The sequence below is a fragment of the Antribacter sp. NEAU-D49 genome (assembly GCF_057158775.1).
In genome coordinates this window covers 75,863-89,981 of record NZ_JBXTSN010000014.1, presented here as the reverse complement: position 1 = coordinate 89,981, position 14,119 = coordinate 75,863, and the positions used below count along the sequence as shown (strand labels likewise).

Annotated in this window: 10 protein-coding genes; 2 read left to right on the top strand and 8 right to left on the bottom strand. The window is 69.5% G+C overall.

Annotated features, from left to right (window positions below):
• Nucleotides 1-36: 36 nt before the first annotated feature.
• The 8 genes from AC060K_RS12540 to AC060K_RS12505 form a co-directional block, all read right to left on the bottom strand.
• Nucleotides 37-2,343, bottom strand: a complete 2,307-nt coding sequence (locus tag AC060K_RS12540; RefSeq protein ID WP_483765748.1) for a hypothetical protein — start codon at nucleotides 2,341-2,343, stop codon at nucleotides 37-39.
• Nucleotides 2,344-2,385: 42 nt separating this feature from the next.
• Nucleotides 2,386-4,437, bottom strand: a complete 2,052-nt coding sequence (locus AC060K_RS12535) for an acyltransferase family protein (protein WP_483765747.1) — start codon at nucleotides 4,435-4,437, stop codon at nucleotides 2,386-2,388.
• Nucleotides 4,434-5,153, bottom strand: coding sequence for an ABC transporter ATP-binding protein (locus tag AC060K_RS12530; RefSeq protein WP_483765746.1), 720 nt, complete (start codon nucleotides 5,151-5,153; stop codon nucleotides 4,434-4,436). The genes AC060K_RS12535 and AC060K_RS12530 overlap by 4 nt, the downstream gene beginning before the upstream one ends.
• A gap of 8 nt (nucleotides 5,154-5,161) precedes the next feature.
• A complete protein-coding gene (locus tag AC060K_RS12525; protein WP_483765745.1) occupies nucleotides 5,162-6,025 on the bottom strand; it encodes an ABC transporter permease in 864 nt (287 codons plus the stop codon).
• Nucleotides 6,026-6,030: 5 nt separating this feature from the next.
• Nucleotides 6,031-8,058, bottom strand: a complete 2,028-nt coding sequence (locus AC060K_RS12520) for a glycosyltransferase (protein ID WP_483765744.1) — start codon at nucleotides 8,056-8,058, stop codon at nucleotides 6,031-6,033.
• On the bottom strand, nucleotides 8,055-9,242 hold the full coding sequence (glf, locus tag AC060K_RS12515) for a UDP-galactopyranose mutase (protein WP_483765743.1): 1,188 nt from the start codon (nucleotides 9,240-9,242) through the stop codon (nucleotides 8,055-8,057). Before glf ends, AC060K_RS12520 begins: the two co-directional genes overlap by 4 nt.
• 107 nt (nucleotides 9,243-9,349) lie before the next feature.
• Complete coding sequence (locus AC060K_RS12510; RefSeq protein WP_483765742.1) at nucleotides 9,350-10,183, bottom strand: glycosyltransferase; 834 nt, start codon at nucleotides 10,181-10,183, stop codon at nucleotides 9,350-9,352.
• A complete protein-coding gene (locus AC060K_RS12505) occupies nucleotides 10,180-11,157 on the bottom strand; it encodes a glycosyltransferase (RefSeq protein ID WP_483765741.1) in 978 nt (325 codons plus the stop codon). The genes AC060K_RS12510 and AC060K_RS12505 overlap by 4 nt, the downstream gene beginning before the upstream one ends.
• Nucleotides 11,158-11,268: 111 nt before the next feature.
• On the opposite strand from AC060K_RS12505, the gene AC060K_RS12500 reads away from it, so the two are divergent.
• Nucleotides 11,269-12,558, top strand: coding sequence for an LCP family protein (locus AC060K_RS12500; RefSeq protein WP_483765740.1), 1,290 nt, complete (start codon nucleotides 11,269-11,271; stop codon nucleotides 12,556-12,558).
• A gap of 7 nt (nucleotides 12,559-12,565) precedes the next feature.
• Nucleotides 12,566-14,095 (top strand): LCP family protein, encoded by a 1,530-nt coding sequence (locus AC060K_RS12495; RefSeq protein WP_483765739.1) that lies wholly within the window; start codon nucleotides 12,566-12,568, stop codon nucleotides 14,093-14,095.
• The last annotated feature ends 24 nt before the right edge of the window (nucleotides 14,096-14,119 follow it).

Genomic DNA, 14,119 nt, shown 5'->3' with positions numbered 1-14,119 from the left:
ATCCGTCCGGGCGCCCTCGCTGTCCGGCCGTGCGACTCAGGCCAGGTGCCTACGCCCTCGCACCCCTCGAACGATCGGGTGGGCGGCTCCCCACATGACCGCGCCGGAGATGCCGGCGAAGAGCAGCACCAGGTTGCCTGTCCACCCCGGCGGCGAGAATCTCACCGTCACGTCGGTCCCGGCGGAACCACCCGCCAGGTTCGCGGTCAGGAGATAGCCACGCAGCGGCGTGCCCTCTGTGGCGCCCGTCATCGTGTAGCCCGGCCAGTTGAGCCGGGAGAAGACCACCTGACCGCCGTCGCCGGAGACCTGATCCACGTGGAAGGTCACCTCCCGCTTGGTCACCTTGACGTCGCTCACCGTGACACCGTCGCTCGTGTGCACGATCCCCCCGGCCTGGTCCACCGGCTTGTCGCGCACCCAGAGCGCTGCGACGTCGTCCCGGGACTCCACGTGCCACCCCTCCGGGGGCGTCGCGTTCTCATAGGGGTCCGAGATCGGGTCGGGGCCTTCGTCGGAACGGGACAAGACCTGCAATGCGCTCAGAGACAGCAGGTCGGCGAGCGGCACGCCCGTCGCCTCGTCAGGCGTCATGAGCTTGTCGAGCGTCTCCCAGCACACGACCCCGTGGGCATCTACACAGAGGTCGGCAGCATAGTTCCGGTGGAGGATGGGCGAGTAGGTGTTGACCACCGATGTGTCACTCAGGTACCACGCGTTCGCGTACAGGGTAGACCGCCACCACTCGGAACCCGGCTCCCACGAACGCTCCCTCAGGGGATCTCCGATCACCATGACGTCACCCTCGACCCCCTCGAGGGCGTGCTCGTAGGCCGACACCTCCGCGGGGAGGCCGAAGTCAGGCAGGGGAGACGACCTGAAGGAGTAGTGCTGGGCGATCGTCACGACACAGGTGACAGCGAGGACCACCGCGGCGAGACGATGACCGGTGTCGCCCCGGTGTACGACGACAAGGACTGCCGCGAGCCCGGCGGCGGTCACCAGGACGCCCACAGCGAGCACCTCCCACGCAGCCGGTGCCTCGAACCACCCGAACGCCGCCCCGACGACGACGAGAATCCCTGCTGCGACGACGCGTCCGCGGGTCGTCTCGGCGCGGGCCCTGCTCAGCAGCACGACCAGGGTAACCACGACGACGAGGGCGAGGTACGGGTAGACGCGCGCAGGGAAGCGAAGCGGTCCGATATCGCTAGGACCGAAGACGAGGACCGCGGCGAGCACCCCCACCACGAGCAGCCCGGCGGAGCGAGCGAGGACCTCGCTCACCTTGCGAGCATCCAGGAAGGCGACGAGCGGCAGGATCCACGCGATGTACATGAGCGGCGCGCCGGCGGGCGGCGCCCAGAATCCCGTCAGCCACGGCTGCGCGAACGGTGTCCCCGCTGTCACCAGCCCGGACAGATCCGGGGACATGAAGTTCGAGTTGAGAATGCCCACCGAGTCCCGCACGGTAACCGCCGCCGACCGGATACCGGGCAGGTAGACGGCCAGGGCGACGAGGCCGAGCGTGACGCCGACGCCGAAGCCCTTGAGGGCGTCCCGGACGCGGCGGGCAAGGAGTGCCTCGACGAGCACGCCCAGGATCACACAGCACATGAGCAGCGTGCCGTGCACGTAGCCCACGGTGATGAGCACGTAGCCCGCGACGAACGGCAGCAACGGGTTCCTGCCGTGGAAGACCACGCCACGGAACGCAGCCCAGACCCACGGCACCAGCGCCCAGACGAAGAGCGACGTCACCCAGGACCCGGAGTCGACATACATCGTGAACCCGGCGGCGGGGACCAGCACACCGCCCACGAAAGCCCACACCCGCTGGGCCTCGTACGACCGCGCGAGCAGGTAGACCCCCACGCCGGCCACGACGAGCGCGACGATCTTCACGACAGAGCTCGCCACCACGCCGTCGTCGGACCCGCTCACGAACCAGCCGATGAACCAGACGACCGGGTTGAACAGGCCCCACTGGCCCTCGGCCGGGTAGTTGCCCGACATCCAGCGGGTGGGCTCGAAGAACGGCAGGTGGCCGGCGCGGAGGTGCTCACCGATGGACACCCAGATCGGGTACGCGCCCGCCTGCGTGTCGTCCGCGAAATAGAACCGCCGGTTGAAGACCAGGGGCACCAGGGCCAGCACGGCGACGGAGCCCGCTGTGGCCGCACCCCATGCGAGCTCCTCGAGCGGCCTCGTGCCTTCGCCAGGAGGCCCTGGCTCGAGCGGAGAGCGAGCGGATCGCCTCTGCCCGAGGGCGAAGAGCAAACCGACGGCGAGCATCACCACAAGGGCGACGCCCACCGGCAGGACTACGTTGAACCAGAACATCGGCATGAACCTTCCATCAGCCCGCCTGCCAGCGCCGCACGGTCACGGGACGAGAAGGGGAGAGTGCTCCGCGAGCGCGGGCACCAGTGACATCGCGTAGGTGTTGGTCAGGTGGTTGTCGCGGTAGACGAGGACGTTTCCCTCCACCCCGTGACAACCGTCAGGCCGACAGATGTGGTCGGTCAGGTCCACGACCGGAACCCCGAGATCGTCGGCCACCTCCGCGAGAGGGTCGGTCGCCACCGCGACGTCCACCGGCGACACGCAACCGTCACGCCCGTGCTTCTCCACGCACTCCGGCCCGTCGAAATCAGGGAACGGGGCGTCCCGTACGACCGTGACGCGGGTGCCGGTGTCCAGCAGCGCCCGGAGCGTCTTGCGGTAACCGTCCCGGGCCTCTGCGTCGGACGGCCAGGTCCAGCCTAGCGCCCGACGGTACCCGTCCGGCGTCATCGAGGTCACGACCACCAGGTCCGGACTCCGCTCGTCGATCCACTCGATCTCGCGCGCGACCTGGTCGCTGCACACCGTGATCGGATGACCGTTCTGATCAGTCATCGGGACAAGGTTGAACGGGCAGCCCTGGCGCAGCAGGGCGGTCAGGGACCGGTCGTTGCGGGTGGCGAGCTCGATCATCGGGGCGGTCAGGACGCCGGCGTGGGAGTCGCCCGCGACGACGATGTCGCCGTCGACATCGTGGTCGGTCCCGTACCGGCAGATCGAGGCGCCCGCCTCCGGGCTCGTCAGGTCGGTCTCCACGCACCCGTCCGCATGGACGGGTGGCAGGTCGCCCCGCGCCACGGTCGTCGCCGGGACGACCGGGACCTCCGCGCGCGGGTCGCGCGGGGCGGAGAGGGCACCGGCACCCACATGGACGGCGTCGAGGACCGCCGGCCGCGACAGCTCCCCCGCGGCCCACACGGGCGCCATGCCACACGCTACGGACAGCGCGACAGCCGACGCGCCCGCGGCGAAGACGCGAGGTGTGACGCGGCGCGAAGCGCTCCCGCTGGTCCGTCTGCGAAACGGACGCTCCACGAACTGTGTGGACGCCCAGCCGAGCAGGAGGCTCGCCCCGAGGGCGACCAGCGCCCACCGCCACGGGAGTGTCTCCCGGTCGAGCACCGCGACCATGATGACCACGACCGGCCAGTGGACCAGGTAGAGGCTGTAACTGATGTCACCCACCCACACGGGGAACCTGGTCGAGAGCCATCGCGTGGGATTGGCGAACCCGGCGCCCTTGCCACCGGCCACGAGCAGCAGGCAGGTGCCGGCAACGGGAAGCAGCGCGAGCGCGCCGGGGAACGGGTCGGTGGTGCGAAGGAGGAACGCGCTCGCGACGACCGCGCCCAGACCGAGCCACCCGGCCACCGACCGAACGACGGGGTGCCGGAGCGTCGGCGCGGTCATCGCCACAAGGCCGCCGGCGGCCAGCTCCCACACACGCACCGGAGTGACGAAGTAGGCGGCAGCGGGGTCCACCAAGGTCCACACGATGCTGGTCCCGAGCGAGGCCACGAAGAGGACACTGAAGAGTGCTGTGAGAACTGTCCGCACCGGGACGCCCCTGCGGCGGAGGAGCAGCACGCTGCCCATCATCAGGAGCGGCACCACGAGGTAGAACTGCTCCTCGACGGCCAGCGACCAGAAGTGCTGGAAGGGAGAGGCATGTGCCGTCGCTTCGGCATACGAGTCCGACGAGAACGCCAGCGCCCAGTTGTGCACCTGCAGAGCCGAGGTGATCGCGTCCTCGCCGATCCGCTCCCACCGCGTCGACGGGAGAAGGAGCCAGCCGGCAATGACGGTCAGGATGATCGTGACCGTCGCTGCTGGGAGCAGACGCCGAATCCGCCGGGCGTAGAACCGGAGCGCGTCGATCCTCGCGGTACCAGCCACCTCGGACGCGAGCGAGCCGACGATGAGGAAGCCGGATATGACGAAGAAGACGTCAACCCCGACAAACCCACCGGGCAGCATCCCTGGCCGGAGGTGATACAGGACGACGAGGCCGACTGCCAGCGCCCGGAGTCCTTGGATATCGACACGGTGGCTCGGGTTCACCTCGGTGTCGGAACGGTGGCCGTGGTTCACCCGCGCATCTTCTCGACGATCGCCTTCGCGGTCTCGTCGGCGACGAGACGGCCCCTCTCCAGGAGCACGCCCCGCTCGCAGAGGTTGGCAACCATGTCCAGGTCGTGGCTCACGATCACGAGCGTGCGACCCTCGTCCCGCAGCTCCCGCACCCGGTCGAGGCACTTGCGCTGGAACGGCTCGTCACCGACGGCGAGGATCTCGTCGATCAGGAAGACCTCGGGGTCCGAGTGGACCGCGACCGCGAACGCCAGACGCAGGAACATGCCCGAGGAGTAGAACTTCACCTCGGTGTCGATGAACCGCTCGATCTCGCTGAAGGCGACGATCTCGTCGAAACGCTTTGCGATGTCGGCCTCCGACATGCCGAGGATCGCCCCGTTGAGGAAGACGTTCTCCCGCCCCGTGAGGTCGGGGTGGAACCCCGCGCCCACCTCGATGAGGCCGGCGACCCGGCCGCGGGTCCGGATCGTTCCCCGGTCCGGCCGGAGCACGCCGGAGATGAGCTTCAGCAGCGTCGACTTGCCGGAGCCGTTGAATCCGAGGAGGGCGACAGTCTCGCCCTCCTCGATGGTCAGGTCGATCGAGTCGATCGCAAGGAACTCGTCCTTGAGCTTCTGCCGCCGGATGGACGACATCATCAGTTCTTTGAGAGACCTGTTGTGCCGGAGCGTGAATGACTTCTGCACGTCCGAGATCTCGATGCTGGAGACCACTTCGAGTTTCAGAGCTCCTGCGCGAAGCGCCCCTCGAGGCGCCGGAAGACGGCCTGACCCACGATCAGGACCAGGAAGGAGACGACCAGACCGATGCTGCCGAACAACCAGAGGTTCTCCGGCTCGCCGTTCCCGTGAGCGGAGGTCCCCGGGAGCCAGAACGCCCGATGGAAGAGTTCCACGGCAGCAGTCAGCGGGTTCAGCTGGTACAGCGTGACGACCCACGCCGGCGCGACCCGCTCCACTGCCGACAGGGGATACAGCACGGGCGACGCCCACGTGGCGACCATGACGATCAGGTCCACGAAGTTCTCCGAGTCGCGGAACAGCACGTTGACGGCACCGAACAGCAGACCGAGGCCCAGGGCGAGCGCCCCGACCGTCAGGAACCCGGCGACCGCCGCGACGAAGGCCAGCAGGTCAGGACGCCAGCCCATGACGACAGCGCCGATGACGAGCACGAGGAGCTGTGGCAGGAAGTGGGCCACCGACACCCATACCGAGGCCACCGGGAAGAGCTCGCGCGGCAGGTAGATCTTCCGGATCAACGGCGCGTTCCAGACAATCGACCTCGTCGCGTTGGAAAAACCCTCACCGAAGAAGTTGACCACCACGATGCCGGAGAACAGGTAGACGGCGTAGTCCTCCATCCCCTTGTTGAGCTCGAGGAACACTCCGAGAGCAAGGAAATAGACCACGAACTGGGTCGCCGGTTTGACGTACGACCACAGCATGCCGAGCACCGAGCCGCGGTAACGGACTCGGAGCTCCTTCTTGACGATCAGGCTGAGGAGGAACCGGTGCCGCACCACGTCGAGCAGCCCCTGGCCCTTGCCCGGCTCGACCAAGGGCTGCTCCGACCTCGTCGCCACTGCCGTCACTTCTTCTCCACCGGCGGGTTCGCCGCGAAGGTCTCCTCCCACGCCTCGAACGAGGTGATCCGCGGGAGCGCGTCGCGGTAGGAGTCGTGCAGGTTGGTCCACCGGGCGAGCAGCTCGGCGTGCAGTCGAAGGCCTTCGGCAAGCATCCGCCGGACCTTGCGGGGGTCGCGCACGTGCCAGGAAGCACCGGTGCCCTCGGCGTTGGAGACCACCGCGCTGTCGTACTGCGACAGGCGCCACCAGCGGGCGTCCTGGTGTGAGATGAACGTCTGAGGACGCTCGGTCCTGGAGCTCTTGACCGGCGCGACCACCTGTCGTACGACGGTCTTTGCCGCCCACGGGACGAGTGACGCCCGCCTGGGCATGTCGCCGACGCGCCCCCTGTTGCGGGGCTTGCTCCGCGCGGGCGCCGGGAACTCTCCCGGGTCGGCCTTGTACTGGGCGTCCGGGAACTCGCTCGTCATGGAGCGGATCTCGGGAAGCTTGGTGCCGATGATCGAGTGCAGGTGGTCCGGGCCGGCGAGCACGTCGCGCATAGCCATGAGCCGGCCCTGCTCCGAGTAGTACTGCATGGAGATCAGGTGCTTGATGTCCATGTACGTGGACTCACGGAGCACGCGACCGCCCCGCTCGTACATCGAGTAGAGGATGGCGGTGATGAGCCTGTTGCGCTCGTGGAAGTACGCCTGCCAGCCGACCAGGTCGTCCTTGTCGGCCCACGACACGTGCCACACCGCAGCACCCGGCAGGGACACCGTCGGGAACCCGTGGTCGCGGGCACGTAGACCGTACTCGGCGTCGTCCCACTTGATGAAGACCGGCAGGGACAGCCCGATCTCACGGATCACCTCGGTGGGGATCAGACACATCCACCAGCCGTTGTAGTCGACGTCGACACGCCGGTGGAGCCACGGCGTGGACCGCAGGCCCGCACCGCGGAAGTCGTGGCCGTTCTCCATCTCCGGGTGCGGGAGCCCGGGCTGGATACGCCAGGGCTCCACGATCTCGCCGAAGGTGTGCAGCACCGAGCGGTTGTACATGTCAAACATGTGACCGCCCACGATCGTGGGGACGCGCGTGAAGTCGGCGAAGGTCACGAGGCGCAGGATGCTCTCGGGCTCCAGGACGATGTCGTCGTCGAGCAGGATGACGTAGTCGCTCTTGCCGGCCTTGACGGTCTCGTACATGCCGCGCGAGAAGCCGCCGGAACCGCCGATGTTGCCCTGCTCGATGATCCGCAGCTGCGGACCCATCTCCTCGGCGACCTCGGCGAACCCGTCCTCGTCGCGCACCTTCTGCGTGCCCTGGTCGACAATGATCAGCTCGTCGAGCAGCTCGCGGACGTCCTCGCTCGCGGCGACCGCGCGGATCGTCTCGAGGCAGTAGTCGGACCGGTTGAACGTGGTGACACCGACGCTGGTGCGTCCGCGACGACGGCCGGCTTCAGGCACAGACCATGTCCCGAGCTCGAGCGCCAGGGGCTGGGCGCCACCGATGAGGTCGAACCAGTACCAGCCACCGTCGCCGAACATCTTGAGGGGCAGGTCGACGACGAGCGTCGAGTCTCCCGACACCTGGTGGGACTCGACCCGCTGCTGGACACCGCGAGCGTTCGACCGGTAGATCGTGACGGTGCCGGTGCCCGTGGTCATCACGGTGAGCCGCACCTTCTCGACGACGGTCCACTTGCGCCAGTAGCTGGCCGGGAACGCGTTGAAGTACGTGGCGAACGACAGCCGTAGGCCAGGCTGCGTCGTGATGGAATACCGACCGGTCACGTCCTGCGAACGGACGTTGTCGGCCGACTTCACGGCGCCGTCCTGGGTTGTCGCGGCGGCCCGCAGAGACATCGACTCGAAGTCGGTCCGCATGTGCGAGGAGCGCATCTCGCCGGCCTCGACGTACAGCGGGATGCTGTCGGAGTCCACCTCAGGTGGAAGGATGACCCGCTGGACAACGCGGTACGGCTCGCCGGACACCGTGTCGTGCTCCTCTGCGAGGTTGGCAACCTGGGCGGTGCTCATGCGTCGACCCCTCCGCTCTGGATGCCCTCGCCGCGCCCGAAGTGCGGGGCGAGCTTGTTGTCGACCATCGACAGCGCCGCACCGATCGCCATGTGCATGTCGAGGTACTTGTAGGTACCAAGACGACCACCGAACAGCACATCCCGCTCGGCGGCGGCCAGGTCGCGGTACTTCAGGAGCCGCTCGCGGTCCTCCGCGGTGTTGATCGGGTAGTACGGCTCGTCCGAACGCTCGGCGAAGCGCGAGAACTCTCGCATGATGACCGTCTTGTCCGTCGGGTACTCCCGCTCAGGGTGGAAGTGCCGGAACTCGTGGATGCGGGTGTACGCGACATCGGCGTCCGCATAGTTCATCACCGGGGTGCCCTGGTAGTCCCCCACGTCGAGCACCTCCTCCTCGAAGTCCAGCGTGCGCCAGGACAACTCACCCTCGGCATAGCCGAAGTAGCGGTCGACCGGGCCGGTGTAGACCACCGGAACGTTGCCTACCACGTTGTTCTTGCTGACCGGCTGCGTCTCGTCGAAGAAGTCGACCCCGAGGCGGACCTCGATGTTCTTGTGGTCGGCCATCCGCTCGATCCACTTCGTGTACCCGTCGACGGGGAGGCCCTCGTGGGTGTCGTTGAAGTAGCGGTTGTCGTACGTGTAGCGCACGGGCAGACGGGAGATGATCGACGCCGGCAGCTCTCGCGGGTCGGTCTGCCACTGCTTGGCCGTGTAGTCCCGGATAAATGCCTCGTACAGGGGTCGACCGATCAGCGACACGCCCTGCTCGTCGAGGTTCTCGGGCTTCTTGTCGCCGAGTTCCGCGGCCTGCTCCTTGACAAGGGCGCGCGCCGCGTCCGGGCCCAGTGCCGACCTGAAGAACTGGTTGATCGTGCCGAGGTTGATCGGCATGGGGTACACCTCGCCCTTGTGCGTCGTGTAGACGCGATGGACGTAGTTCGTGAACGCGGTGAACCGGTTCACATACTCCCAGACGCGCTCGTTCGACGTGTGGAACAAGTGGGCACCATAACGGTGCACCTCGATCCCGGTGACCTTCTCCTCCTCGGAGAAGGCGTTCCCGCCGATATGCGGTCGGCGGTCGATCACAAGGACCTTCCGGCCATATTCCTCAGCAATGCGCTCGGCAACGGTCAGGCCGAAAAAGCCCGATCCGACGACGACGAGATCCGCGTCCACTCATACTCCTCGATCGGATGACAGCGGGAACAGCGTAGCGTGCGATGGATTCCGCACCGACCAGATCGGACGGGATGCGCGATTCCACCACAGGACATGCACGGCCCTCATCGCCGCAGGGCGTCAGCGCGGTAGGCGCGCCGACGCAAGCCCTCGGGGACGAGGCGGTAACCACCCCGGAGAACGACGTTCCGGGCGTACTGGGCGGTGCTCGTGACCCCGAGCGCGTGCATACGTCGTTGCATCTCCACCTCGCTCCGGAGCAGGCGCGTGCCTCCGCGTCGCGCGTAGGCGCCGGCCCCGACGCGGTAGAGCACGAGCGGGTCCGGGACGTTCGCCATCCGGAGTCCGAGCGCGACCATCCTGACGAACAGCCAGTAGTCCTCCATGAGAGGCAGGTCCTGATAGCCGCCCGCGCGCTGGACAGAGGTCCGGCGGTAGACCACCGACGGGTGGTTGAACGGCGAACGGAACCGGATCGCCCGGACGATCGCCTGATGGGTCAAGGGAGGGGTCCGCACCAGGCCGGCGGGCCCGTCGGCCAGGGTCGCCTCGTCCTCGAACTCTTCGATCGCCGACCCGACGAGGTCCAGCCCCTGGTCGACGAGCGGGACCTGGACGGCGAACCGTTCCGGCCGCGAGATGTCGTCGGCGTCCTGACGGGCGACGATCTCGTGGTCGCACGCGTCGAGGCCCGTGGCCAGCGCCGGGGCCAGGCCCCCGTTCGTCGGGATGCGCACGACGGTCACCGGGACGGGGGAACCGGCCTCCAGGTCCCGGAGGGCCGCGTCGAGCGCCGCACCGACGGGCCCGTCCTGGACCACGACCACCTGGGCGGGCCGGAGCGTCTGGTGCGACGTCACGGAGTCGAACGACCGCCGAAGGTGCGCTGCCACGTCACCGTGGTAGACGGGGAGCAGCACGGAGAACGGCGTCGTCACGTCGCCGGACCCTGTCCGGCACCGATCGGGCCGCCCGCGGCGATGACTCCCGCGAGCACCTCGTGGTTCGGCCGCGGGGCGCGCAGCACCCCGTCCCGCAGCCCGCGCAGTCCCGCGGAGCGGAGCACGTCGCGGTTCTGGGACCCTCGGTAGGTGCGGGCCCAGCGGCGCAGCGAGGCGCCGGTGTACAGCACCTTTTCGAACGGTGAGAGCGAGCCCGACCGGGTCAGCATCCAGAGCTTGTTCCGGACCTCGTAGTAGAACCGCTCGCCCGGGTCGACGTCCGTGGCGCCGAACTTCTTGGTCCGGTGCTCGACGACGGACGCCGGCACGTGCAGCCCGGTCCCGCGGCGCAGCAGCCGGCAGGAGTACTCGAAGTCGTCGTTCCAGATGAAGTAGTCGGCCACGGGGAGGCCATGGTGCCTGACCGCGCGTGCGTCGACGAGCATCGAGACGAAGGACGAGGAGCGCACAGGGACGGCGCCCGCGGCCGCCGCTCGCCCGACGGCCGCGGAAGAGGCGCCCGGCCGGCGGCGAGGGGTGTTCATCGGGTGCTCCCGGCCGTCGTGCCAGACGACCTTGCTGCCGAGCACCGCGACCGGTCCGTCGTAGGCGGCGCGCGCCCGCAGCAGCTCCGCCAGCGCGGTCGGCGTCGGGATCGTGTCGTCGTCCATCAGCCACACGACGTCCGCGGCGAGCGGCCCGACGGCGTGCTCGAGCCCCACGGCGAACCCGCCCGCCCCGCCGGTGTTCCGCGTCAGGGAGAGCACCTCGGCGCCGACCCGGTGGGCGCGCGCGACCTCCGCCGAGTCGTCGTCGGACCGGTTGTCCACGACCAGGACGACGTCCACCGCGCGCGTCTGGTCCGCGAGGGCGTCGAGGGCCTCGCGGAGCAGGTCACGGCGGTTGTACGCGACGACGACGGCGACGACCCTGTCGCCCTGTCGTGCGGTGTTCGCGGCAGGATCTGGCACGTGGTGCAGCGTACCGGAGGGTGAGATGGCGGATGCCCTGCACAACTCCTCCACCCGGTGAAACCCCGTTCCCCGCGGCACTTCGACACCGCCGGGCTAGTCTCATGGGCTGTGACGACCCCTGCGCCGAGCCCCTCGCTCCCGGAGCTGACCGCTCCGGGAGACGCTGCGGTGCCCGTCCGGCGGCCGGCGCACGCGGCGAGCCTCCGGACGCACAGGGCGGCTCGCACCGCAGGTCTCGTCCTGACGGGTGTCCTGACGCTGGCGGTCGTGGGCGGTGTGACCGCCGCCCTCACCCTCACGGGGAACATCGACTCGGTGAACATGGACGACGTGCTCGCGGGCGTGGACCGGCCGGAGGCCGTCGAGCCGACCGACCCCAACGCCGGCCGTCCGCTCAACATCGTCCTGCTCGGTAGCGACGACCGCAGTGGCGAGAACGCGAACCTCGTGGCCGACGGGGAGGAGGGTGCTCGCTCGGACACGACGATCGTCATGCACGTGTCCGCGGACCGCAGCCGGGTGGAGCTGGTCTCCGTGCCGCGCGACTCGACGGTCGACATCCCGTCCTGCCCCACCACGGACGGCGGCTCCACGCGCGCCCTGCGGGACTCCAAGTTCAACGCCGCCTTCGCCCAGGGGGTCGTCACGGGGGGCGACATCCACTCGGGTGCGATCTGCACGATGCTGACGCTCGAGCAGCTGACCGGGATCCGCATGGACGGCTACGTGGTGGTCGACTTCGCCGGCTTCCAGCACATGATCGACGCGATCGGCGGCGTCGAGCTGTGCATCCCGCAGGCCATCGACGCCCCCAAGGCGAACGGGCTCAAGCTGGAGCCCGGGGTCCAGCCGCTCGACGGCTGGACCGCCCTGAACTACGCGCGGGCACGCACGGGTACCGGGCTGGACGGCTCGGACACCAGCAGGATCGGCCGGCAGCAGGAGCTCCTCGCGGCGGTCTCCCGGTCGGTCCTGGCGCAGAACGTGCTGACGGACGCCCCGGCGCTGCTCTCGTTCCTGAGCGCCCTGACGGACTCGCTCACGACGAGCGACAACTTCGCCTCCGTGTCCGAACTCACCGGCCTGGCCTTCAGCATGCGGAACGTCCGGGCTGAGAACATCTCCTTCATGACCGTGCCGTGGGTCCAGGACCGCGCCAACACCGCCAACGTCGTCTGGACCGAGGAGGCGGACGCCCTCTGGGCGAACCTGCTCGCCGACGTGCCGGCGGCGGGCGAGCCCTCGCCGGACATCTCGGCGAGCACCACGACGCCCACCACGACGCCCGACCCGACTGCCACCTCCACGGCACCCGAGCAGGACCCGACACCGACGGAGACGAAGAAGGCGGGCGAGGACGCGTTCTCGTCTGCCGACGTCACCTCCGTCTGCGGCTGAGGACATCATGACCAGCGACCAGAGCCCAGGCGCCGACCCGGCGCACCGACTTCCCCCGAGCTTCACGCCGCAGGCCCGCTCGGGCTCGCGACCGGACTCCGCCGACGACGCCATCTCGGTGGGGCAGTCAGGTGCGACCAAGCGGCAGCCCGGCCGGATCGGCCGCCCGGACGACGCCGTCCCGATGGCACCCCGGGTCCAGCGCCAGTCCTCCCGCGAGATCCCCGTCATCAAGGACGGCCGCGCCGGGGGCCCCCGGAGCATCGCGCCCCGGAGCGGACAGCCGCCCCAGGCGATCCCTCCGGCGCGTGGCCGGGCCGGGGCGCGCCCCCGGCAGGGCGAGCCCGCGGGCGCGCCGCCGAGCGTCCCGCCGGCAGGCTCCGCCCCGCGCCAGGGCGCCGCGCGCCCCGGATCGAGCACCGCCCGCTCGGCGACCCCGACCGGCCCCACCCGGCGCGTCACCTCCCGCACGGCGGGTGCTGCGGCACCGGTGGCCGCCGGGACCCGGCCTGCCGCTGCCCGGACGGCGGCCGCACGCCCCGGTGTCACCCGACCCGGCGTCGCGCCGGCCCGCGTCGGCACCGGCGGCATCCGCGTGCGCAAGGGCCGGGTGGCCGGCCTGGTCGCCGTCCTGCTGCTGGTCGCGGTGATCGCTTGGCCCGTGGGCCTGCTCATCTGGGCGAACGGCAAGATCCAGCACGTCGAGGCGCTCTCGGGGGCGGACGGCACGGAGGGCACGACGTACCTCCTGGCAGGGTCCGACGCCCGCGGCGAAGGCATCAGCGAGGACGGCACCACGGGCGCCCGCACGGACACGATCATGCTGCTGCACAAGCCGCGCAGCGGTCCCACGGCGCTGATCAGCCTCCCGCGCGACACCTACGTCGAGATCCCCGACCAGGGGGGCACCAAGCTCAACGCGACCTACGCGCGCGGCGGCGCGCCGGGACTCGTCCAGGCCGTCGAGGGCATGACCGGCTTCACCGTCGACCACTACGTCGAGGTGGGCTTCGGCGGCGTAGAGGGAATCGTGGACGCGCTCGGGGGCGTGGAGCTCTGCCTGGACTACGACGTGAACGACTACCGCAGCGAGCTGGTCTGGACAGCCGGCTGCCACCCCGCGGACGGCCATACCGCGCTCGCGTTCTCCCGCATGCGCTACTCGGACCCCAAGGGCGACATCGGGCGCGCCGAGCGGCAGCGGCAGGTCATCGCCGCCATCTCCGCGAAGGCGGCGGACCCGTCGATCCTGTACCGGCTCGGCGACCAGGTCACCCTGGCCGACGCCGGGCTCTCCGCCCTGGTGGTGGACACGGACACCGGCATCGTCGACCTCGGCGGCCTGGTGCTCGCCTTCCGCGCCGCGAACGGCCCCGAGGGGATCACCGGGACGCCGCCGATCTCGAACCCGGACTTCCGCCCGGGTGGCAACATCGGCTCGGCGATCCAGCTGGACCCGAACACCGTGGGGCAGTTCTGGACCGACATCCGGGACGGGAACCTGGCGCCCGGCCAGGTGGGCGGGCTGCCCCAGTAAGCCGCACAGCACGGCGCACGGGGG